Origin of the sequence: Jeotgalibacillus salarius (assembly GCF_004405125.1) — a bacterium.
Taxonomy (GTDB): domain Bacteria; phylum Bacillota; class Bacilli; order Bacillales; family Jeotgalibacillaceae; genus Jeotgalibacillus; species Jeotgalibacillus salarius.
Genome location: NZ_SORX01000005.1, coordinates 276,664 through 298,794, shown reverse-complemented (window position 1 = coordinate 298,794; position 22,131 = coordinate 276,664). Strand labels below are relative to the sequence as shown.

Below are 22,131 nucleotides of genomic sequence, written 5' to 3'. Positions count from 1 at the left end.
AAATGAATGGTTTATTTTATTGGTTATATACATATTTTAGAATTTCAACAGTCTGAAAAAAAGAAGCCCTGAGGCTTCTTTTTATTTATTCAGATCGTACCTTTTCCCTTTTACAAGGTAGAATATATTCTCTGAAATATTGGTCACATGATCAGCAGCGCGCTCAAGGTAACGGCAAACAAAGGAAAGTTGCGTAATCTGAGCTAACTTATCAGGCTGAGATGCGCTTGAAGAAAGCAGTTTTTGTATTGTCTCTCCATAAAGCTGGTCAACCCCGTCATCAAGCTCTGCAATTTTTTTTGCTTTAACAACATCTTCATCTGTATAAGCTTCTAAAACTAGTTCAATCATTTCTTCCGTAATGTTGTACATTTTATGCACATTTTCTATCGAACTAACAGAACTGTCATCACCTATTCGAATCGTTGATTTTGCGATGTTCACTGCAAAATCTGCAATTCTTTCAAGATCAGCGGCGATTTTAATTGCCACAATGATTCTTCTCAAATCCGTAGCAACCGGCTGCTGTTTAGCAATCAGCAAAATGGCAAGATCGTTAATTTCTTCTTCTATTCTGTTGGCTTTTACATCTTCATCCATGATCAAAAGAGATTTTTCAATATCCTTATGATCTAGTGCTGTAAGTGAGCTCTTTAATGCCTGCTGCGCAAACTTACCCAGCTCCACTATTTTGTTATTCAATGTCTCCAAATCCGTATCGTACCGTTCTCTCACTGACAATTTCTTCACTCCTTATCCAAATCTGCCTGAGATATAATCTTCTGTTCTGTCATCAGTCGGGTTAGAAAAGATTTTATTTGTTTCATCATATTCAACTACTTCCCCATTTAGAAAGAAAGCAGTTTTATCTGAAATACGTGCGGCCTGCTGCATGTTGTGCGTTACGATAATGATGCTGTATTCTTTTTTCAGGTTCTGCACAAGCTCTTCAACTTTGAGTGTGGAGATCGGATCAAGTGCTGAAGTCGGCTCGTCCATTAAAATAACATCAGGTTCAATCGCAAGGCATCGCGCAATACAGATACGCTGCTGCTGTCCGCCCGAAAGACCGTATGCATTTTCATTCAGGCGATCTTTTACTTCGTCCCAGATCGCTGCACCTCGAAGTGATTTTTCAACAATTTCATCGAGCGTTTTCTTGTTTTTAATTCCATGAATGCGTGGACCATACGCAATATTTTCATAGATCGATTTAGGGAATGGATTAGGCTTTTGAAAGACCATACCAACCTTTGTGCGCAATTCTTCAACCTGGTATTTTTTACTAAAAATATTGCGGTCGCGGTAAATAATTTCACCGGAGGTTTTCACTGATGGAATGGTTTCAATCATACGATTAAGCGTTTTGATAAAAGTTGATTTTCCACATCCCGAAGGACCTATAATTGCTGTCACTTCGTTTTCTTTAATATCAAGATCAATATTTTTCAATGCATGGTTAGACCCATACCATAAATTGAGCTGATTCGTTTTATATACTGATGCTTTATTACTTTTCACGGCTGGTTCTTTTTTCTCCAGTACATCGCTGGCAGGTTTAATTGTTGTAGTCATGTTGAAAAGCTCCCTTCATCCAATTAAATTAATAACGATTTTGATACTTGTTTCTTATAAATACTGCAATAGAATTCATGAAAAGCAGCAATGCCATTAATACAATGATACCCCCGGCTGCTACATCATGGAATTCAACCTGCGGACGTTTTGTCCAGTCAAAAATCTGCATCGGCAGAGCAGTAAAAGTACTCAAAAGCCCGTCAGGCATGAACATTAATATCGTTGGAATACCGAGAACAACTAGCGGCGCTGTTTCTCCAATCGCACGTGATAATGCGAGAATACTTCCCGTCAGAATTCCCGGTATTGAGGCTGGCAGTACTACACGGAGAATGGTCTGCCACTTTGTAGCACCCATTGCAAATGAAGCTTCTCTTAATTCATTGGGCACAGCTCTGATTGCCTCCTGTGAAGCTACAATAATAATTGGAAGGATTAACAAACTCATTGTCAAACCCGCTGCAAGAATAGAGATACCTAAATCAAAGAAACGGGCAAAGATTGTCAGTCCAAGGAGACCGAATACGACAGAAGGAACACCGGCAAGATTTGAAATATTGATTTTGATAAATGTGTTAAATCTATTTTTTGTTGCATATTCCTCTAAATAAATAGCAGTTCCAACCCCTAAAAACATAGAAACAGGTGCAACGACAAGCATTAAATAGATAGATCCTGCGATCGCAGCCTTTATGCCTGAGTTTTCAGGAATTCTGGAAGCAAAACTAGTGAAAAAATCTAAGCTGATATAGCCACTTCCTTGAGTGATGATACGATACAGAAGAATGGTAAGCACGATTAACCCAAATGTTGTTGCAGCTGCAAAAACACCTTTAAATATCGTGTTCTTAGTCAGTCTTTTTTTGGTTTTCGAAGCCACCTCTTCATGGTTAATATACCTCATTTTAATATTCCTCCCTAAAACGCTTGGAGATAAACTGGGCAAGCATATTCATAAATAATGTAAACAGGAACAGCGTGAAGCCTACAGCATAGATACTGTAATAAATTGTTGTTCCATAACCTGCATCTCCAGTCGTAACCTGAACAATATATGCAGTCATTGTCTGAATAGATCCGGTAACATCCCAATCAAATCCTGGAGTTGAACCGGCAGCAACTGCCACAATCATTGTTTCTCCAATTGCGCGCGAAATTGCCAATACGATTGATGCAACGATTCCTGAGAGTGCTGCTGGCAACACAATTTTCACTGCCACTTCAAATTTAGTTGCGCCAAGCGCATAGGCACCGTCTCTCATTGCATTTGGTACTGACGTCATCGCATCTTCTGATAGAGAGGCAATCATAGGAATAACCATAATACCTACTACAATACCCGGACTGATTGCATTGAAAATTGAAATTTCCGGGAAAACCGAACGCAGAATCGGTGTTACGAATGTTAAGGCAAAAAACCCGTAAACAATTGTAGGTACACCTGCGAGCACTTCAAGAACAGGTTTTACAATTCTTCTAACCCGGTCACTCGCATACTCACTCAAATAAATGGCTGTAGCAATACCAATCGGCACAGCTACAAATGTGGCGATTGCAGTAATTTTTAAAGTCCCTACAATTAACGGAAGAATTCCATAAGTAGGTGTGGAATTAGCGAAAGGATACCATTCAGTACCTGTTAGAAAACTTAAAACATTTACCTCAGTAAAGAAAGTAATGGTTTCAAATATTAATGTAAACACTATTCCGATGGTTGTCAGAACAGAAACTGTTGCGATGAGCAGCAAAATTTTTGGTATTAATTTTTCTGTGAACGCCAGAAGACCCCTGTTGCTTTTCTGAGCGATCAATTCCTGAACCGAAAGTTGCTTTGGCTCATTCATTGCCATAATGAAAACCTCCTCAATTATCCAAAGAACATGATGATACGAGAAGCGTGTAGTACACGCTCCCCGCTGGAATTAATTATTCAGCTGCAAGCTCTTCAATCGTTGCCATATCTTCGTCATACACTTCCTGTGGTGCTCTTACATATCCAACTGCTTCTGCAAGATCTCCAGCGTTTTCAATCGCAAACATGATAAAGTCTGCTACTGCCGGATCTTCAGCTACTTTGTCATTTCTTACATAAGTGAACAATGGACGAGAAAGTGGAGCGTATTCACCTGATTCAATTGTTTCATTGTTAGGCTCAACAGCACCTTCTCCATTATCGATCGGCACTACTTTTAATGTATCTTTATTTTCAAGATAGTAAGCATAACCGAAGTATCCGATTGCATTAGGTGATCCAAGAACACCCTGTACAAGCACGTTATCGTCTTCTGAAAGTGTTGCAGACCTTACGATGTCATCTTCCTCAAGAATGACTTCATTGAAGTAATCGTAAGTACCAGAGTCAGTTCCAGGAGAGTAAAACTCGATTGGTTCTTCAGGCCAGCCATCACGGATATCAGCCCAAGTTTTTTCTTCCCCTGTTTCAACCCACATTTCTTTCAATTCATCTACAGTCAGTGAATCCACCCAGTCGTTTTCCTGGTTCACTACAACAGAAAGCCCGTCATAACCAAGTTCAACTTCTGTGTATTCAACACCTTCTTCTTCAAGACCAGCTTCTTCTTCTTCTTTAATTGGACGGGATGCATTTGAGAATGAAGTTTCTCCCGCAATGAATTTTTCAAATCCGCCACCTGTACCGGATACGCCTGATGATACCTGGACACCCGGCTGTGCAGCAGCATATTCTTCAACAATCGCTTCCATAATAGGAGCTACAGTCGATGAACCATCACCCTGAACCTGACCGCTTAGCTCTTCTGATGAACCTTCAGAGCCGTTATCTGATCCATTCGCTTCATCTTCACTACCGCAAGCAGCTAGAAAAACTGCTGATCCTAAAATAGTAGACATTGCTAACATTTTTGCGTTTTTCATTCTGTAATTCCCCCTGTGGTTTGGTTGGTTTGTCCTACAGGTAATACAATACACCCCTTCTATTAATCTCATATAAATGTAATGTAAAGGTTTTGTAAACGCATAAAAAAACTGAGTACTGCAATATGCAATACTCAGTTTAGTAGATGATTTATTGTCCTTCTTCGGCTTCTTCAGCTGTTATTTCAACTTCCTGATCAGCTCCGCCTTCATTCATTCTTTTTTCTCTAATATCGAAATACACTTCAAGTGCTGCAGTTCCTACGTTTTCATTTACATCTTCACGCAGAGCAGTAGTTCCGTCATTCGGATAAACCCACGGAGCGAGAACTGAAAATGCAACTTCAGGTTGATCGTATGGTGCAAATCCAACTAATGTGGAATTTGTCGTTTCAGGAGGCAATAATCCTTTAGAGCGATACAGTTCGTCATATTTCGGACCAAAGTAAACCACTTCCGCAGTTCCTGTTTTACCTCCGGCTACATAACCATTCCCTTTAAAATCCAGCCCGGTTCCCTGAGTACCATTGAAAGAACGGTAAAATCCCTGTTTCACATGGTCCAATTCCGCCTGAGTATTATCGAGTTTGTTTAATACTCTTGGTTTCATCGCTTTTACCAGCGGCCCCAATGTTTCATTATCTGAACTCGGATCTCTGATTTCTTTAACAGTCGTAGGCGCGACTCTGTTACCGCCATTGATCACGGTAGAAACATACTGCACCATCTGCATCGGCGTATAGGTATCAAACTGACCAATCGATAAATCGAGCAGTTTACCCGGTGTCAGGTCCAGTGGATTATTCGTCTGGTATCCGACACTTTCTCCAGGTAAATCAATGCCTGTTTCACTGCCAAGTCCGAATTGACCAAAGTAGTTACGCATTTTTGTGAATGCGCTTGAACCGATATCAATTGGCTCCCCTGGAGTATAAGTTGCTCCTGCCATTTTTATTGCAATTTTAAACATATATCCATTCGATGAACGTTCTAGCGCATATAAATCACTTATTGGGTTTGGTAATGATCCATACCATGATGATTTAGGTTCAGATCCTTTAATTCTAATGGCTTCATCTCTTATTAAAGAATAAGGTTGAATAACGCCATCCTGATAACCGGAAAGGACCGTTGCACCCTTTATAGAAGAACCGGCTTCATAAGCACTAGTAAAAGTTCCAATATTATAATCCTGGATTTCCGGTCCATCTTCAGTTTCTACATACTGTTTCCCTGCCATTGCAAGCAGCTCGCCGGTATTCGGATCCATCATCACCAGAAACAGACGGTCCATTAAGTTTCGTCCATAATCCTGTTTAAGCCTTCTCAATTCATCCTCTACTACCTGTTCAAGCGCCTGCTGCAATTCAATATCAATTGACAGAACAAGATCCTTGCCACGCTCTCCCTGCTGAATCAGCTGTGAATCAATGACATTTCCAGCCTTATCGGTAATGGTACGGACTTTTGACTTTTGACCCTGCAGCACATCTTCATATTGAAGTTCAAGGTAACTCGTGCCAACCCTGTCATTGCGTGCGTAATCACGTGCAAGATAATACTCTATTTTATCTTCAGGTATTGATCTGACACTTCCCAGTACCGTTCTCAGCACGTCACCGTAAGGATACTCTCTTTTCCAGTCCACTGTAGAATTCACACCGGGCAGCGAACTCAACTGCTCGCTGACAGTAGCAAATTCTTCATCTGTGACACCTTCATTTTTTATAATTTGAGGAGAAAGATTATATCCAGTCTGCATCTGTCTGTACACTGCCAGTATTTCCATATCCTGATCAGTGATTTCTGCCAGCTCTTCCTCAGTAATTCTGTCACGGATATTTTTATCATATTCACTCTGAGAAAGCTCGCCTTCATCATAAAGAGCGCGCTCTTCTTCTGTGATTTTGGCTTCAGCTCTTTCTTTGTTTTCACGAATCCAGTAGTCCTGGATGTCCCGGTCAGTAACCTGATCATCATCAAGTTCGATCATCCCTGCAAGTTTTGTAGCCACTTCCATCATTTCTTTCTGAGAAGTTTGCTGTGTTTTTGTATATGTAATTGCATTAACCGGTCGATTATCCACAATTACTTTTCCATTCCGATCGAATATTTTCCCCCGTGGTACGCTTGAATTGACAACAACTTCCTCAGTTCTTTCCAGCTGTCTTGTAAAATCTTCACCATTCACAATCTGTAGAACGCCGAGTCTGAGAATGAGTGCGGAAAATAATATAAACACTGCGAAAAATAATATATTCATTCTTGCAGCAAGAAAATTCTTTTTGATTTTTTTAGGTTTCTTCGTACGGGACTGATTCTTTTTCAATAAGAGTCTCCCTTTCTTTTTATATTCATATAGGCTAATCTTAAAGGAAAATTTCATATATTACTAGAGGATGACATGCTTTTTCATTAAAAGGACATATCCGGTCAGATAATCATCCATCTCATTTTCCACATAAAAAAGACTGACGAAAATCGCCAGTCTTTTTTTATGAAATTATTTTGCAGAAGTATAAAGCTTTTCTACTGCGTTCCAGTCTACAACGCTCCAGAATGCATTAATGTAGTCAGGACGCTTGTTCTGATACTTCAGGTAATAAGCGTGCTCCCATACATCCAGGCCAAGTACCGGTGTTTTACCATCAGTAAGTGGTGAATCCTGATTTGGTGTGCTAGTAATTTCAAGTTCGCCATTATTAACTACCAGCCAAGCCCAGCCTGAGCCGAATCGGCCTGCACCAGCTGCTGCAAATTCTTCTTTGAACTTTTCAAAACTGCCAAATTTCCCATTAATTGCAGAAGCAAGGTCGCCTGAAGGTTCGCCGCCACCATTTGGTGAAAGGATCTTCCAGAAGAAAGAGTGATTAGCGTGACCGCCGCCATTGTTGCGGACTGCTGTACGAATTGATTCCGGTACGCTGTTCAGATCTGCAACGAGTTCATCAATTGATTTTGCCTTAAGATCGTCGTGACCTTCTAGTGCATCATTCAATTTCGTTACGTACGTGTTATGGTGTTTCGTGTGGTGGATATTCATTGTTTCCTTGTCGATATGCGGTTCTAGCGCATCGTAAGAATAAGGTAGTTCTGGTAATGTATAAGCCATGATTGAATTCCTCCTTGTATGTAGTGTATTTTTCCGCATGATGCGGAATCAACTGTTTTCAGATTATCAGAATAGATAAATCTATTCAATTAATAAGCACTGTAAACGCTTTTTTCAGCCTAAAGACCGAATTTATACGTATATAAAGAAGATAATGACCATCACCGCTTGAATTGTACCTTTTGTTATAACCGATGTAATAAAACCGATTAATGAGCCAACACCGATTTTCAGCGCCTGCTTGAAAGGTGTTCGGTTAACAACTAACTCACCTATTACTGCGCCCGCCAGAGGTCCAATCAGAATACCGAGCAATGGTATCACAAATGGTCCAATTAAAAGCCCGATGGTACTCCCCCATATTCCTGCTTTTGATCCTCCGAATTTTTTAACGCCGAATAAATTTGCAGCATAGTCAGCACCGAAAAGTAATATGATAAACAGAATCTGAATTGTCCAGAAAAACCAGGTGAAATCAGAAAATGTAAAAAACAATCCGTACAAAATAAAGCCCAGCAGGATAAATAACACACTTGGAATAATCGGGTAGATTAACCCGATAAATGCTACAGCAAAACTTAATACAATCAGTGTCCAAAATAATACCTCGATGACCACCACTCCTTTAAATCACAAACATTTCCATTCATTATAGCAAAAAAGCCGGCTGATGTGTCAGCCGGCTTTTCAAGTTATTTTCTGATACCCAGTACAGCTTCGGCTATGTTTACAGAGTGATCGCCAATTCTTTCAAGGTTAGAAACGATATCGACGAAAACTATTCCAGCCTGGCCGCTGCATACGCCCTCGTTCAGACGCAGAATATGCTTTTTACGGAATTTACGTTCCATTTTGTCAATCAGATCTTCTTTTTCTGCAACGCTTCGTGCTTTATCCTGATCATTCAGATCAAGTGATTCAATAGATTGTGATACAGCTTCTATGGTAAGTGTAAACATTTCATTCAAGTCAGCCATTGCTTCATCAGTCAGCTTCACTTTATTAGCCTGTTGATAATCAACGAGTTCAATGACATTTTCAAAATGGTCACCAATACGTTCAATATCACGAACAGTATCCATTAATAAAGAATGACGTTCAGATTCCTGAGAAGACAATGAACTTCCTGATAATTTAATCAGATAATCAGTAATTTTAGTATCCAGGTTGTTAATTGCATCTTCAACCTGATAGCCGAGTTCAGCATTTTTCTTATTCTTTGTTTTCAGGTATTCGTATGATTCATTAAGACCCTGAACAGCAAAATGTCCCATGCGCAGCACTTCTTCTTTGGCCTGTCCCAACGCAATTGAAGGTGACTGTTCAATAAAGTGCGGGTCAAGGTGTTTTGGTTTGAATTCAACCACAACATCCTTACCAGGGATTATCTTTGTTACAATCCATGCAAGAGCTGCAATGAATGGGAATTGGACAATCGTATTACTTACATTGAAAGTACCATGTGCAAATGCAATCTGCATAGCAGGTTCAAGGTTTAAGAACTGATCGATCCATACAATAAATGCTGTGAATGGAATCAGCAGAATAAGAAAAATAGCGGTACCTATAATATTAAACATAACGTGAACAGCGGCAGCACGTTTGGCAGCAACTGAAGCCCCAATCGCAGCTAATACTGCCGTGATTGTTGTACCAATGTTGTCTCCAAATAATACGGGAATTGCTGCGTCCAGTGAAATCAAGTCTTCAGCATATAGTCCCTGCAGCACACCAATTGTAGCACTTGAACTTTGCACAATCACCGTGAAAACAGTACCTACAACAACACCTAAAATCGGCACTTCACTCATACTCTGTGTCAGGTCAATAAACGCCTGAAGTTCTCTAAGGGGTTTCATTCCGTCCCCCATCAATTCAAGCCCGTAGAAAAGTGCTCCAAAACCAAATACAATCTGCCCAAAATTATTTACTTTATGATTTTTAACGAAAAACAGAAGAATCGCACCAACTGCAATAATTGGAAGTGCATAGGCACCAATATCAATACCAATAATGAAAGCAGTAACGGTCGTACCGATATTTGCCCCCATAATGACACCGATTGCCTGACGAAGTGTCATAAATCCTGCGCTAACAAGTCCGATCGTAATAACAGTTGTTCCTGTACTCGTCTGTAAAAGTATCGTTACGAATATACCAGCTAAAACGCCCATAAATGGGTTTGTCGTGAAACGATCCAGGATTTCACGCAGACGGTCACCTGCAGACTTCTGCAAGCCGTCTCCCATGTATTTCAAACCAAATAGGAATATACCAAGTCCCCCGATAAACATAAAGAAGACTTCCTGCCAATTCACTTCCATGATTTCAACCCCTATAAACAAATTTAGACATACTTCTTGAAAACCCTCTACAATTATTAATTCTTTGAGTGATATAAGTAAAGGGGTTAACTGAAATCTTTACAATCGGTTAATAATAGACGCGTAATATTACAATTGTGTTACAAAAAGAAACGCTTACTTTTTCATTATTCGTTCATTTGCCCTTTTCTACAATATAAAAGTACAATATAATTGTGCCTATTTTATACCGGAGGGTTTATCATTGAATATTTTTAAACAATTATTAAAAAGCTTGTATTCACCAAAAGATATTGCAAGATTCAGGTTTCAGGGAATCGGAAAAACGATTTTATTTGTTTTTCTTTTAGCATTTCTCTCAATCATCCCTGCTGTCATACAGGTGTCTGTCATTGGTGAAGGTTTGTTTGCTGAAGGGGAAGATCTTCTGCTTAATGAACTTCCTTCTTTTGAAGTGGACAATGGACAGTTACAGACTGATGCTGAAGAGGCTGTCACAGCAGACAGCAGCGGGTTTACTTTTTATGTAGATGGATCGAATGAAATGACTGCTGATGATTTAGTCAATGATGACGCTGCTGTTGCTTTTTTATCTGACCGTTTGGCGGTATCTACAGCAGGAAGTGTCCAGGAATATCAATATAATACATTTGAAGGTATTAATCTGAGCAGTGAGGGAATTGCATCTCTGCTAAGTTCTCTTGAAGGAGCAAAATACATTATTTATTTCTTTATTCTCTCCTTCATTTTCGTCCTGGTTGCCGGCATGTTATTTGTGAAAGCAACCATTTTCGGCTGGATCGGAACAAAGCTTGCAAAATCTGTTAATAGAAAGCTTACTTATCGCCACTCTTTCAGAATTGCTGCTTACAGTTCTGCACTGCCTGCTGTTTTCTTTCTCATTGCAGATCTGGCAGGATCACTCATCCCATTCGCAATGCTTATTAACTGGTTTGTAACAGGGATGATGCTTTATCTTTCAATAAACGAAATTCCAAAGCCTAAAAAGAAGATAAGTGAACAGTCATAGGTGTTCTATTTCTTGTCAACATGAAATAAACACTGTTAGAATAAAATAGTAGAAAAATATGAGCAATCAATAAAGGAGCGAATGACTGGTGGGAGAAATTACACATCGTTCGAATACGCGCCCTGTAAAAGTCGGGGATTTAACTATAGGTGGAAGCAATGAACTTTTTATTCAAAGTATGACGACAACAAAAACACATGATGTTGAAGCGACAGTCGCAGAAATTCTTCGTCTTGAAGAAGCCGGCTGCCAGGTAGTACGTGTAGCCTGTCCTGATGAAAGAGCTGCTGATGCAATTCCGGAAATAAAAAAACGAATCAATATTCCATTAGTAGTGGATATTCACTTCGACTATAAGCTTGCCTTAAAAGCAATTGAAGGCGGCGCTGACAAAATCAGAATTAACCCAGGTAACATCGGCCGCCGAGAAAAAGTAGAAGCTGTTGTGAAAGCTGCTAAAGCGAAAAACATTCCAATTCGTATAGGCGTAAACGCAGGCAGCCTTGAAAGAAAGATCGTCGAGAAATATGGTTATCCTACAGCAGATGGTATGGTTGAAAGTGCACTTCATCATATCAAGATCCTTGAAGATCTGGACTTTCACGATATTATCGTATCCATGAAAGCATCTGATGTAAGCCTTGCGATTGAAGCTTATGAAAAAGCATCAAAAGCTTTTGATTATCCACTTCATTTAGGTATAACTGAATCAGGTACTTTATTTGCAGGAACTGTTAAAAGTGCAGCAGGCCTTGGCGCAATCCTAAGCAAAGGCATTGGTAATACACTGCGCATTTCATTGAGTGCTGATCCTGTCGAAGAAGTGAAAGTTGCAAGAGAATTGCTGAAATCATTTGGTCTTGCTTCAAATGCAGCTACACTGATTTCATGCCCAACATGCGGAAGAATTGAAATTGATTTGATATCAATTGCAAATGAAGTTGAAGAATACATCTCAACAATCAAAGCACCACTCAAGGTTGCAGTTCTTGGATGTGCAGTCAACGGTCCTGGTGAAGCCCGTGAGGCTGATATTGGTATTGCAGGAGCAAGAGGCGAGGGTCTTCTCTTTATGAAGGGAAAAACTGTACGTAAAGTTCCTGAAGAAACAATGGTTGAAGAGTTAAAAATTGAAATTGATAAACTGGCTGAAGAACATTACAAAAAGCAGGCTGAAGAAGCAGCTTTACAAAATTAACCTAAATCTCCCGGCAAACAGCCGGGAGATTTTTTTAAAATAATGGATAGATTAATACTCCGAGGAGCATCGCAATGAGACCGATCGCAATACCAATGCCTCCTGCTTTTGCTTCTTTTGATCTTCTGGCAAGAAACCCCAGAATAATGGCCGCCGCACCAAAAATAACAGGAGCGGTGAAAAAAGCAAGAATCCCAAGGATAATTGAAGCATAAGCAAGCCAAATGCCCTTATTCGTATTTTTAATGACACCGTCTCTCTTCCGTTCAGTATCTGCATACCACGATGGACTCATCTGTGAGAGTTCATTACCTATCTCTTCATCAAACTGTTGCGCTTCAGGAATTTCTTTATTTTTTTCTTCATTTTTCTCATCATTCAATCACATTCCCTCCTCCACGTTCTTCATTTAGCTTGAGCATAGTCCTTAAATCTATGTATGGAAAAAATGTCTTTCTGTGTTAAGGTAATGATAAAGAATGTAAAAGGAGCAAATAAACATGCGTTTAGGAATTGACATAGATGGAACAGTGACTTGCCCTTCATCATTGATACCTCATATCAATCAGGCTTTTGATAAAGAGCTGAAATTGGATGATATTAAAGAGTATGATCTGACGAAAGCATTGCCTGATATTAGCCCGGAAACTTTTGCACGCTGGTTTCAAGCTTCAGAAGCAGAGATTTATGAAAATTCTCCGCTGAACGAGCAGGCGGATCTTGTATTAAAACATTTACAGCATGATCATGAGCTTTTTTATATCAGTGCCCGCGGATCTGAACATCATCATCTGACAAAAAACTGGTTTGATCAGCACAATATTCATTTTGATCAGATTATTCTAACCGGATCACACAATAAACTTCAGGCAGTCCAGAACCACCAAATTGAGCTTTTTCTTGAAGATAAGCATGATAACGCAGTTGACATACACGAGTCAGCAGATATACCTGTTTTACTATTTGATGCCCCATATAACCGAAAACCGCATCCTGAAGGTGTAATCAGAGTTTTTTCATGGCAAGAGGCAAATTTGTGGATCCAAAAGCTCGAAAAAACCCTTAGTTCGCAAACATAAGCGAACTAAGGGTTTTTTTAATTCCATATTTTATTGGCATGCAGGACATGTACCATAAATCTCAAACTTGTGACCTGAAATGTCATACCCGCTCAAATTTTCATCCAGGGCTGACATTGGACAGGTATGGATTTGTCTTGTTTTACCACAATCAAGACAAATAAAATGATGATGATGGTGTCCACTGTTACAGACGAACCTGAAGTGTTTCTCTCCTGATAGTTCTGTTTCTTCAAGAATGTTCAGCGAGACAAATGTCGATAGGTTTCTGTATATCGTATCAAAGCTTAATCCTTTAAACTCCAGACTCATTTCTTCAAGTACTTCTTTTGCTGTCATGTAGCGGTCATGCTTATCGAACAGTTCCAGCATCATCTTTCTCTTACCCGTTTGTTTAAAGCCCTCTTGCTTCAATAATTCAATTGCTTCCTGAAGGTTCACATCTCTCACCCCATTGTTAATTCTTTACAGCGAACCAATTTCGAAAACCTATAGCTCCGAGCAATATGATAATTGACGAGACAACAATTGTACCACCTGGTGCTAAATCTAAATAGAATGCACTGATCAAACCGACGACAACCGCAATTTCACCAAATAAAACAGACAATCCGATTGTTTGTTTAAAACCTCTTGAGAGCCTCATTGCAGCCGCGACAGGAAGCGTCATTAATGATGACACCAGAAGTATACCGACAATCCTCATTGAAGCTGCTATAACCAGTGCCGTCATGACCATAAAAATCAAGTGTAATACTTTAGTCGACAGACCGGATGCTTTACCAAATTCTTCATCAAATGATAACAGAAAAAGTTCTTTATATAAAAGCGATACAACTAACAATACAATGATTGATATTCCAGTAATTAAATACAGATCACTTCTGCCTACAGCGCTGACGCTGCCAAACAAGTAACTGAATAAATCGGTATTAAAACCATCTGCAAGTGATATAAAAATAACACCCACACCAATTCCACCAGATAAAAGGATTGGAATCGCCAGTTCCTGATAGTGTTTGTAAACAGATCTCAGCCTTTCGATTAATAATGATCCCGCAACCGAAAATCCCATTCCAAGCCACAATGGATTTAATCCGTTAAAAGCCACAACTGTTTTGCTCAGAAATAAGCTGGCTGCAATTCCTGATAAAGTAACATGACTGAGTGCATCAGCAATGAGCGAGAGCCTTCTGACCACTATAAAAGCTCCCAGTAAAGGCGCAATAAGCCCAATTAAAATTCCTGCTGCAAATGCGTTTTGTAAAAATTCATAGTTTAATAATGCCTCTATCATTTAGTGCACCCCGTGACTGTGATCGTGATGGATGGTCTGTACATCATGACCATAAAACGCAGATAACTCATGATCTTTAACCTGTTCAAAGTCAGCTGCGCTTCCATGAAAGTGCAGTGTGTTATTTAAGCAGGCTACATGTGTGATCTTATTTGAGACTGTTCCTGTATCGTGTGTAACCAGAACAAGCGTAATTCCCAGTTCAACATTTAAACGTTCCAGCATATCATAAAATGTCTGAACGTTTTTTGCATCTACCCCTACCGTCGGCTCATCCAGAATCAACACTTCCGGGCGGCTAACGATGGCTCTGGCGATGAAAATCCGCTGCTGCTGTCCTCCTGAGAGTTCACCAATATTTCGATATACAAAATCCTGCATGTCAACAGCTTTAATTGCACTCATAATTTCGTCTTTATATTTTCGTTCCACTCTTTTGAACAAACCTGCTTTCTTTGTCAGTCCACTTGCAACGACTTCATAGACAGTAGCAGGGAATCCCGAATTAAAAGCATTCGCTTTCTGTGATACGTAACCGATTTTTTCCCACTCTTTAAATTTTAACAGAGGTTGTCCAAAAATCTTTACTTCCCCATCTCTCGGCTTAAGCAAACCAAGAATTAATTTAAGCATCGTCGATTTCCCTGATCCATTCGGTCCGACGATTGCAAGAAACGAACCTTTTGGAATAGAAAGGTTGATATCAGATAATACCTGTTCCTTGTCGTAGCGATAATTTACACCTTTTAACTCGATAACATGACGGTCCATCCTGTCACCTCTTTCAAATTAGAATGATTCCGTTTTAACAATTAATTAGTATACACCTGTATATTTGTTCTGTAAACGATTTTAACTTTTTCATCCGCTTAAACTTATCGGTGTTTTCAAACGAATTTTGATTGTATGACAATCCATTAAATATTGTTAATGAAGGAGGACATATGAAAAACCAGTCATTTAATATCGATTACTTATTAACGCTTTCACCCGCAAAAATGCAGTTATACCTTTTAGCAATCGGTGTATCAATGTCTCTTACAGAATGCAGCAAAATCCAACAGATATTGAAGGAAAACCGCACTTGTATTCAATCACTGCTGTCAGAAATGGAACAGGTCATTGGAAGGAAGAGAATAAAAGAACTTTTGTTAAAGGCAGCTTCTTTTCTTTAACCATTAAAAAACGGACTGTCCGGAGACAGTCCGTCTTTTATGCATTTTTTTCAATCTCTTCGATCAATTTTTCATTGAACGATCTGCCTTGTAGCATTTGAATTTCATGTTTGTAAGGCGGCTTTTTATTCTTCTTATCTTCTCCTACATAAGGAGTCTCCAGAATTTTCGGGATTTCAGCAAACACTTCATGATGAACGATACGTTCTATTGCTTCGTAACCAATGTGACCGAAACCAATATTTTCATGACGGTCTTTAGATGCACCTTTTGGGTTTTTACTATCATTGACATGAACGACTTTAATCCGGTCAAGACCTACGATTCTATCGAACTCTTCCAGCACTCCGTCAAAGTCTTTGACGATATCATAGCCTGCATCATGAACGTGGCAGGTATCAAAGCATACTGATAGTCTTTCATTGTGTGTAACACCATCAATAATTTTTGCGATTTCATCGAATGAGCGGCCAATTTCAGTACCTTTTCCAGCCATGGTTTCTAATGCTACCTGGACTGTCTGATCCTTAGTCAGCACTTCATTTAACCCTTCGATGATTCTCTCTATTCCTTTATCCACTCCTGCACCGACATGTGCACCGGGATGCAATACAATTTGTTTTGCACCCAAAGCAGCTGTTCTCTCTGTTTCAGACCTGAGAAAGTTAACGCCTAATTCAAACGTCTCAGGCTTTGTCGTGTTCGCAATATTAATAATATAAGGAGCATGTACCACAATGTCTGTCATGCCATGTTCTTTCATATGAGCCATTCCTGCCTCAATATTCAAATCCTCAATCGGCTTTCTGCGCGTGTTTTGAGGTGCTCCTGTATAAATCATAAATGTGGATGATCCGTATGATACAGCTTCTTCACTAGCACCGAGAAGCATTTTTTTGCCACCCATAGATACGTGTGATCCGATCTTCAACATACTGATTGCCCCCAATTAGCTATTATTTCGTCTGTTTTTTCTGCGTTCTTTCTTTTTAACTTGTTCCATCTTGTAATTCATTTTTTTCTTGTAACCCGGTTTTACCTTTTTAGGCTTACGAATCAGAGACTTTGCTTTTTTATCAATTTCATTTTCGCCTTTAGGACGGCTTGATCGTTTATGACGGTCATTCAGCACTACCCATTCACCAGCTTTGACCTCCTGATGACTGAACTTAATGCCTTTCTTTTCAATCTGTGCAATCGCATCTTCATCTGAAGGTTCATAGATCGTAATGGCGGTGCCAGAGTGTCCTGCACGCGCAGTTCTTCCTACCCGGTGAATGAAGAAGTCCAGGTCCTCAGGAAGTTCAAAGTTAATAATATGGCTTACTCCAGGAATATCAATTCCTCGTGCAGCTAAATCAGTTGCAACAATATACTGATATTCAAGGTCTCTGACTTGTTTCATCATTTTATTTCTCTCGCGAGGAGATAGACCGCCATGTATCCGTCCGGTTTTCAACCCTTTACTAAGAAGAAAGTCTGCAACATCATCAGCCTTTGATTTAGTATTCGTAAATACGATGGCCAGATAAGGATTAATTGCGTTAAGCGTGTCCAAAAGAACATGCTCCCTAGATCTGCTCTTCTGTGGCACTAGTACAAACTCAATATTTTCAGCCTGAATCTGTTTAGGTTCAATATGAGCATATTGAGGGTTTTCCATATACTTCTTCAAAAATGGTTTCAGTTTTTCAGGAATTGTCGCTGAGAACACATAAATCTGAAGATCATCTTTCATTCTTGAAGCAATCTGATCCACATCCTCAAGGAAGCCCATTTCAAGCATGAGATCCGCTTCATCAATGACGATTGCCTGTGCAGTGTAGACCTGCAGTGCCTGTTCTTTGGCGAGATCATTAATTCTGCCAGGTGTTCCTACTACAATCTGAGGCTGCTGCTTAAGCTTTTCAATCGTTCTCTGCTTATCAGTACCGCCTACAAAAACTTTACTTGTCAACGACGTATTCTCAGTCAGTAATTTTACTTCCTGGTGAATCTGTTTCGCCAGCTCTCTTGTTGGAGCAGTGATTACAACCTGGACTTCCAGGCGTTCACTATTTACCTCGTTAATTAGTGGAAGTAAATATGAATGAGTTTTTCCGGTGCCTGTCTGAGACTGTCCGATTGCACTTTGTTTTCGTTGAACCATAGGGATCATTTTTTCCTGAATCGGTGTAGGTGAACGAAAACCTAATTTATCAATAGCATCCATAATAAATGTTTGAAAATTATATTGTTTAAATGATGACATATACGTCACTCCTTCTATTCGCATCAAAACTTAATTATAATTCTTTTCTTAGTAAAAAGCTATGTAAATCTGAACTTCATCCTGAAGACCATCTCCAATTTATCAATTACCGCATATGATAACACTGTACAGGAGGTGTATATCATGTATGGTTATCGTCCGTATTACTTCCCTTATCAGGTTGTAAATACTGCACCCAGATCAACTGCAATTTCCCTGGCTTCACTGCAAAAATGGGCCGGAACCGCTCAACAATTTATTAAAACAGCTAATCAGTATATGCCATATGTTCAGCAATACGGTCCAATGGTTAAAAATTTCCCTGCAATGTGGAGGCTTTATAAAGCATTTAATGAGTTAGAAGATGCTAATACAAAAAAGGAGGATACAAAAGATTCAAGTAACATTCCCCCCAAAAAAGAACCTGTAAGAATAACTGAGTCAATTCCTAAGCTTTATATATAGCTTTTAATTGTTCCTTCTCTTCATCTGCTTTATACTGAACGTATAAAGTCTTACGTGCAGGAGGATTCTGATGAAGACACTAAAAATAACACCGCGCGGCTATTGTTATGGCGTAGTTGATGCAATGGTGATCGCAAGAAATGCTGCAATGGATAAATCGCTGCCCCGTCCTATCTATATTCTGGGCATGATCGTTCATAATAAACATGTAACAGACGCATTTGAGGAAGAAGGTATTATTACGCTCGATGGTGAGAATCGGAAAGACATTCTTGAAAAGGTTCATGAGGGAACAGTCATTTTCACTGCACACGGGGTATCCCCTGAGGTACGTGAAATTGCCCGTCAAAAAGGTTTAATCTCGATAGATGCAACATGTCCTGATGTAACCAGAACCCATGATTTGATACGCCAGAAGAAAGCTGAAGGCTATCATATTGTGTACATTGGTAAAAAAGGACATCCTGAGCCTGAAGGTGCTGTTGGTGTTGCTCCGGACGTTGTGCATCTTGTTGAAAAACCGGGAGATGTCGAAAGCCTGAATATTGATAATGATAAAATTATTGTCACAAACCAAACGACAATGAGCCAGTGGGACGTGGCCGATGTCATGGTTAAAGTAAAGGAAAAATATCCACATACTGAAGAACATAAAGAAATCTGCATGGCTACTCAGGTTCGTCAGGAAGCAGTTGCGGAACAGGCAGGTGAAGCTGATCTGTTAATCGTAGTAGGCGACCCTATGAGTAATAACTCAAACCGGCTGGCACAGGTATCCGAAGAAATTGCCGGCACACCTGCACACCGGGTTGCTGATGTGTCAGAAATTAAGCATGAGTGGCTGTTCGGCTGTGAAACTGTGGCTGTCACTGCCGGTGCCTCAACACCAACTCCAATTGTTAAAGAAGTAATGAATTATGTTAACCAGTTTGATCCGGAAGATCCGGAAACATGGTTAGGCGAAAAAAATGTACCACTTGGAAAAATTCTGCCTAAAATAAAAACACCTACCAAGCCTGAAACGATTTTACCTTATTCTAAATAAAAAAGAGCTGCCTCGGCAGCTCTTTTTTATATGAATCTGAAAGGCTCTGTAGATTGTTCAGATGGCAAAAACTCAATATTCAACCCATCAGCTTCCGCTCTCAAACGCAGCTCACAAGCTAAACCTGACTTCATGATTTCTTCTACATGATGGCCTGGGTCAATGATTGAAATGCCGGCTGCTTCAGCATCCTGGGCAGTGTGGAAATCTACATCTCCTGTAATATATACATCCGCTCCGGCAAATTTCGCCGTTTGATAGTATTTACTGCCCATACCGCCTAAAACAGCAGCTTTTTTTATTTTCTTATCCGGATTTCCTGTTACTCTTAATGCTGGTACGTTCAATTGCTTTTTCACATATTCAGAGAATTCTCCAAGGGTAGTCTGTTCATTTAATTTACCAATACGCCCCAAACCGTATGAATCACCCGGAATCGACTCTTCAAACAGATCATACGCAGGTTCTTCGTAAGGGTGTGATGATTTTAAAGCTTTTAAAACCTGCTTTTCTAGAGAAGCTAAATAGATACTTTCAACTTTGACTTCATTCACTTCTTCCACTTTCCCTTTTTCGCCTATGAATGGCTCTGCCTGATCCCCAGGTAGGAATCTTCCTGTTCCGGTTGTAGTAAATGTACAGGCAGAATAGTCACCAATGTCCCCTGCTCCGGCTGCTGTAATGGCTTCACGCACCTCTGAAGCATGACTCTCGGGGACGAACGCGATTAACTTTTTATAAGTATCCTCATACGTTTGTACAAGAACTTTAGTGTCTTTCAGTCCTAGGGCTTTTGCCAGCATATCGTTGACGCCCCCTCTGGCTACATCAAGGTTCGTATGTGCAGCATATACAGTTATATCATTTTTAATACATTTTTCAATGATTTGTCCGGCATTCGTTTCGAGGTTTATTGACTTTAACGGACGAAAAATAAGCGGATGATGAGCAATAATAAAGTTTGCACCTTTTTCAATTGCTTCCTCCACCACTTCATTCGTAACATCAAGCGTTGTCATGACTTTCGAAACTTTTTGATTTAAAGCACCTGTCTGTAAACCGATTGGGTCACCCTCCATCGCAAGTGATTTAGGAGAAAATTGTTCGAGTAATTGCACAACCTGATGACCGTTTGCCTGTTTCATTTAATCGCCTCCTCAATGATTAGTATTTTTTCTCTTAACTGCTTTTTCTTTTCTTTAAGTGAAGGGCTCTGTTCGGCCATTTCCATCTGTTTCATTATTTTTAATAGCTGGACAAGTTCATGCTCCCACTTTTGTTTAAATACATCGGACTTCTCCTTTAACAAAACCGGGCCTAATAAAAGCTCGAGCTGTGACAACTTTTGAATTTCAGTCGTGCGTTCGGCTAGAATCACTTCATAAATTTTACGATCTTCTTCTAAAATTTTTTCATTCGTTATCTGCCAACCATTATCCTGCAGCCACTGCCTGATTGAAATGGCGCTAATATTCGGTTGAAGAATTAATTTTTGAACGCCTTCTAATCGATCTTTCCCTTTTTCAAGGATTTCACTGATCAGAGGACCTCCCATACCAGCGATCGTCACAGTTGTTACTTCACCAGGCTGAATGACAGTTAACCCATTTCCTTTTCTTACGTCAATATGACGAGTCAGTTTATCTTCTTTCACCTGATTAACAGCTGATTGGTATGGACCTTCAACTACTTCACCTGCAATCGCCTGAGATACTTTGTTGGCTTTCACAAGGTAACATGGGAGATAGGCATGATCTGATCCTATATCTGCAACAGTTTCTCCCGGTTCTACATAATCCGCTACAGCTTTCAACCTTTGAGATAATTGATTGCTATTCATTTTTACACGTCCTTTTTAACGGCATCTCACAAAAAAAGTTTATTTCTTTTTTTAAAAGCTTTGCTAAATTTGGCTATTGGTTTTCACTTCAGGCGAATGTTTTTCGCTGGCGGGCAAAGGAGTCACCACCATATACTCCCAACCACCAGCCATAAAAAAACAACAAAAGCTTTAACAAAGCCATTTATAAAAGGTTGACCCCTTCATGTCGAAAAAGGGGCCAACCGTTGACGGCCGCCCCTTGTTATCTTTAAATATAAGCAGATTAAGCTGCATCCTCTTCAGAAGATTCTTCTTCAGATCCTTCTTCAGCGTCTCCGCCTTCTTCTGACTCTTCTTCAGAACCTTCCTCAGCGCCTTCTTCACCGCCGCCTTCAGCTCCAATTTGTGCTACCCATTCAGCCATTTGATCAGCATTTTCCTCATCAACCTGACCGCCAGGCATTCCGCCCTGACCGTTTACCATGATGTCAGCGATTTCATCAGTTGAAAGTCTTTCTCCAACACCTTCAAGTGCCGGTCCGCTAGCACCTTCATAGTTTTCACCGTGACAGCCGATACAAGTGCTCTGGTAATGTGCTTCAGGATCGAAGTCACCGCCTGATGCTTCTTCACCGCCGCCTTCTTCTTCTCCTGCCATCTCTTCTGAGTCATCAAGACCCTGAACCGACATGAAGAAAACGACACCGAAACCTAATACCATAATTAATAAAAATGGAATAATCGGATTCTTATTCAATAGTTTACCCTCCCTTTTAACAAAAAATATGTAATTATCAACCCTATAATTGCAGGTATGAACAATTCATATTTTACTTTACTTTATGGGAATCGGAAAGACC

At 39.9% G+C, this 22,131-nt stretch carries 24 protein-coding genes; 6 read left to right on the top strand and 18 right to left on the bottom strand.

Annotated features, from left to right (window positions below):
- Positions 1-81: 81 nt before the first annotated feature.
- The 9 genes from phoU to E2626_RS10815 form a co-directional block, all read right to left on the bottom strand.
- Complete coding sequence (phoU, locus tag E2626_RS10855) at positions 82-741, bottom strand: phosphate signaling complex protein PhoU (RefSeq protein WP_134381769.1); 660 nt, start codon at positions 739-741, stop codon at positions 82-84.
- A gap of 12 nt (positions 742-753) precedes the next feature.
- A complete protein-coding gene (gene pstB / locus E2626_RS10850) occupies positions 754-1,575 on the bottom strand; it encodes a phosphate ABC transporter ATP-binding protein PstB (RefSeq protein WP_134381768.1) in 822 nt (273 codons plus the stop codon).
- Between the two features lie 28 nt (positions 1,576-1,603).
- Complete coding sequence (gene pstA, locus E2626_RS10845; protein ID WP_134381767.1) at positions 1,604-2,482, bottom strand: phosphate ABC transporter permease PstA; 879 nt, start codon at positions 2,480-2,482, stop codon at positions 1,604-1,606.
- A gap of 1 nt (position 2,483) precedes the next feature.
- Positions 2,484-3,428 carry a phosphate ABC transporter permease subunit PstC gene (gene pstC / locus E2626_RS10840; protein WP_134381766.1) on the bottom strand — a complete coding sequence of 315 codons (945 nt, stop codon included), beginning with the start codon at positions 3,426-3,428 and terminating at the stop codon, positions 2,484-2,486.
- Positions 3,429-3,504: 76 nt separating this feature from the next.
- A complete protein-coding gene (locus E2626_RS10835; protein ID WP_134381765.1) occupies positions 3,505-4,473 on the bottom strand; it encodes a PstS family phosphate ABC transporter substrate-binding protein in 969 nt (322 codons plus the stop codon).
- Between the two features lie 151 nt (positions 4,474-4,624).
- A complete protein-coding gene (locus E2626_RS10830; RefSeq protein ID WP_244094297.1) occupies positions 4,625-6,802 on the bottom strand; it encodes a penicillin-binding transpeptidase domain-containing protein in 2,178 nt (725 codons plus the stop codon).
- A 174-nt stretch (positions 6,803-6,976) separates the two neighbouring features.
- Complete coding sequence (locus E2626_RS10825) at positions 6,977-7,585, bottom strand: superoxide dismutase (RefSeq protein WP_134381763.1); 609 nt, start codon at positions 7,583-7,585, stop codon at positions 6,977-6,979.
- A gap of 132 nt (positions 7,586-7,717) precedes the next feature.
- The gene (locus E2626_RS10820) at positions 7,718-8,197 is read right to left on the bottom strand and encodes a DUF456 domain-containing protein (RefSeq protein ID WP_134381791.1); all 480 of its coding nucleotides are present in this window, start codon (positions 8,195-8,197) and stop codon (positions 7,718-7,720) included.
- Between the two features lie 80 nt (positions 8,198-8,277).
- The gene (locus E2626_RS10815) at positions 8,278-9,909 is read right to left on the bottom strand and encodes a Na/Pi cotransporter family protein (RefSeq protein WP_134381762.1); all 1,632 of its coding nucleotides are present in this window, start codon (positions 9,907-9,909) and stop codon (positions 8,278-8,280) included.
- Positions 9,910-10,153: 244 nt separating this feature from the next.
- On the opposite strand from E2626_RS10815, the gene E2626_RS10810 reads away from it, so the two are divergent.
- Positions 10,154-10,939, top strand: coding sequence for a DUF1189 domain-containing protein (locus tag E2626_RS10810; protein WP_166786795.1), 786 nt, complete (start codon positions 10,154-10,156; stop codon positions 10,937-10,939).
- Between the two features lie 97 nt (positions 10,940-11,036).
- Positions 11,037-12,137 carry a flavodoxin-dependent (E)-4-hydroxy-3-methylbut-2-enyl-diphosphate synthase gene (ispG, locus tag E2626_RS10805; RefSeq protein WP_208528141.1) on the top strand — a complete coding sequence of 367 codons (1,101 nt, stop codon included), beginning with the start codon at positions 11,037-11,039 and terminating at the stop codon, positions 12,135-12,137.
- A 34-nt stretch (positions 12,138-12,171) separates the two neighbouring features.
- Here the strand turns inward: ispG and E2626_RS10800 are convergent, their stop codons facing one another.
- Positions 12,172-12,519, bottom strand: coding sequence for a DUF4190 domain-containing protein (locus E2626_RS10800; RefSeq protein ID WP_134381759.1), 348 nt, complete (start codon positions 12,517-12,519; stop codon positions 12,172-12,174).
- A gap of 118 nt (positions 12,520-12,637) precedes the next feature.
- Here E2626_RS10800 and E2626_RS10795 point away from each other — a divergent pair, with 118 nt between their 5' ends.
- The gene (locus E2626_RS10795; protein ID WP_134381758.1) at positions 12,638-13,216 is read left to right on the top strand and encodes a 5' nucleotidase, NT5C type; all 579 of its coding nucleotides are present in this window, start codon (positions 12,638-12,640) and stop codon (positions 13,214-13,216) included.
- Positions 13,217-13,246: 30 nt separating this feature from the next.
- Here the strand turns inward: E2626_RS10795 and E2626_RS10790 are convergent, their stop codons facing one another.
- The 3 genes from E2626_RS10790 to E2626_RS10780 are packed head-to-tail and all read right to left on the bottom strand — an operon-like array spanning position 13,247 to position 15,284.
- Positions 13,247-13,657, bottom strand: a complete 411-nt coding sequence (locus tag E2626_RS10790) for a Fur family transcriptional regulator (RefSeq protein WP_134381757.1) — start codon at positions 13,655-13,657, stop codon at positions 13,247-13,249.
- A gap of 16 nt (positions 13,658-13,673) precedes the next feature.
- Entirely contained in the window at positions 13,674-14,513 is an 840-nt protein-coding gene (locus tag E2626_RS10785; RefSeq protein ID WP_134381756.1) for a metal ABC transporter permease, read from the bottom strand.
- Positions 14,514-15,284, bottom strand: coding sequence for a metal ABC transporter ATP-binding protein (locus E2626_RS10780; protein WP_134381755.1), 771 nt, complete (start codon positions 15,282-15,284; stop codon positions 14,514-14,516). It lies immediately after the preceding gene.
- A gap of 173 nt (positions 15,285-15,457) precedes the next feature.
- Between E2626_RS10780 and E2626_RS10775 the strand changes: the two genes are divergently transcribed.
- Positions 15,458-15,688, top strand: coding sequence for a hypothetical protein (locus E2626_RS10775; RefSeq protein ID WP_134381754.1), 231 nt, complete (start codon positions 15,458-15,460; stop codon positions 15,686-15,688).
- A 37-nt stretch (positions 15,689-15,725) separates the two neighbouring features.
- Here the strand turns inward: E2626_RS10775 and E2626_RS10770 are convergent, their stop codons facing one another.
- Both E2626_RS10770 and E2626_RS10765 read right to left on the bottom strand, forming a co-directional pair.
- Complete coding sequence (locus tag E2626_RS10770) at positions 15,726-16,622, bottom strand: deoxyribonuclease IV (RefSeq protein WP_134381753.1); 897 nt, start codon at positions 16,620-16,622, stop codon at positions 15,726-15,728.
- Between the two features lie 15 nt (positions 16,623-16,637).
- Complete coding sequence (locus E2626_RS10765; RefSeq protein WP_134381752.1) at positions 16,638-17,939, bottom strand: DEAD/DEAH box helicase; 1,302 nt, start codon at positions 17,937-17,939, stop codon at positions 16,638-16,640.
- 144 nt (positions 17,940-18,083) lie between these two features.
- Between E2626_RS10765 and vrrA the strand changes: the two genes are divergently transcribed.
- Entirely contained in the window at positions 18,084-18,404 is a 321-nt protein-coding gene (gene vrrA / locus E2626_RS10760; protein WP_134381751.1) for a VrrA/YqfQ family protein, read from the top strand.
- 70 nt (positions 18,405-18,474) lie between these two features.
- Positions 18,475-19,449, top strand: a complete 975-nt coding sequence (locus tag E2626_RS10755; protein WP_134381750.1) for a 4-hydroxy-3-methylbut-2-enyl diphosphate reductase — start codon at positions 18,475-18,477, stop codon at positions 19,447-19,449.
- 26 nt (positions 19,450-19,475) lie between these two features.
- On the opposite strand, the gene E2626_RS10750 is transcribed toward E2626_RS10755, so the two are convergent.
- From E2626_RS10750 to cccA, 3 genes are all read right to left on the bottom strand, one after another.
- The gene (locus E2626_RS10750; RefSeq protein WP_134381749.1) at positions 19,476-20,594 is read right to left on the bottom strand and encodes a Nif3-like dinuclear metal center hexameric protein; all 1,119 of its coding nucleotides are present in this window, start codon (positions 20,592-20,594) and stop codon (positions 19,476-19,478) included.
- The gene (locus E2626_RS10745; protein ID WP_134381748.1) at positions 20,591-21,289 is read right to left on the bottom strand and encodes a tRNA (adenine(22)-N(1))-methyltransferase; all 699 of its coding nucleotides are present in this window, start codon (positions 21,287-21,289) and stop codon (positions 20,591-20,593) included. The genes E2626_RS10750 and E2626_RS10745 overlap by 4 nt, the downstream gene beginning before the upstream one ends.
- 265 nt (positions 21,290-21,554) lie before the next feature.
- On the bottom strand, positions 21,555-22,028 hold the full coding sequence (cccA, locus tag E2626_RS10740) for a cytochrome c550 (protein WP_134381747.1): 474 nt from the start codon (positions 22,026-22,028) through the stop codon (positions 21,555-21,557).
- Positions 22,029-22,131: the final 103 nt, after the last annotated feature.

Bases quoted from the DNA above. Each gene is read 5' to 3' on its own strand.
- pstB (WP_134381768.1), bottom strand. From the start codon at position 1,575: ATGACTACAACAATTAAACCTGCCAGCGATGTACTGGAGAAAAAAGAA.
- pstA (WP_134381767.1), bottom strand. From the start codon at position 2,482: ATGAGGTATATTAACCATGAAGAGGTGGCTTCGAAAACCAAAAAAAGA.
- pstC (WP_134381766.1), bottom strand. From the start codon at position 3,428: ATGGCAATGAATGAGCCAAAGCAACTTTCGGTTCAGGAATTGATCGCT.
- E2626_RS10835 (WP_134381765.1), bottom strand. From the start codon at position 4,473: ATGAAAAACGCAAAAATGTTAGCAATGTCTACTATTTTAGGATCAGCA.
- E2626_RS10825 (WP_134381763.1), bottom strand. From the start codon at position 7,585: ATGGCTTATACATTACCAGAACTACCTTATTCTTACGATGCGCTAGAA.
- E2626_RS10815 (WP_134381762.1), bottom strand. From the start codon at position 9,909: ATGGAAGTGAATTGGCAGGAAGTCTTCTTTATGTTTATCGGGGGACTT.
- E2626_RS10795 (WP_134381758.1), top strand. From the start codon at position 12,638: ATGCGTTTAGGAATTGACATAGATGGAACAGTGACTTGCCCTTCATCA.
- E2626_RS10785 (WP_134381756.1), bottom strand. From the start codon at position 14,513: ATGATAGAGGCATTATTAAACTATGAATTTTTACAAAACGCATTTGCA.
- E2626_RS10780 (WP_134381755.1), bottom strand. From the start codon at position 15,284: ATGGACCGTCATGTTATCGAGTTAAAAGGTGTAAATTATCGCTACGAC.
- E2626_RS10775 (WP_134381754.1), top strand. From the start codon at position 15,458: ATGAAAAACCAGTCATTTAATATCGATTACTTATTAACGCTTTCACCC.
- E2626_RS10770 (WP_134381753.1), bottom strand. From the start codon at position 16,622: ATGTTGAAGATCGGATCACACGTATCTATGGGTGGCAAAAAAATGCTT.
- E2626_RS10765 (WP_134381752.1), bottom strand. From the start codon at position 17,939: ATGTCATCATTTAAACAATATAATTTTCAAACATTTATTATGGATGCT.
- vrrA (WP_134381751.1), top strand. From the start codon at position 18,084: ATGTATGGTTATCGTCCGTATTACTTCCCTTATCAGGTTGTAAATACT.
- E2626_RS10755 (WP_134381750.1), top strand. From the start codon at position 18,475: ATGAAGACACTAAAAATAACACCGCGCGGCTATTGTTATGGCGTAGTT.
- E2626_RS10750 (WP_134381749.1), bottom strand. From the start codon at position 20,594: ATGAAACAGGCAAACGGTCATCAGGTTGTGCAATTACTCGAACAATTT.
- E2626_RS10745 (WP_134381748.1), bottom strand. From the start codon at position 21,289: ATGAATAGCAATCAATTATCTCAAAGGTTGAAAGCTGTAGCGGATTAT.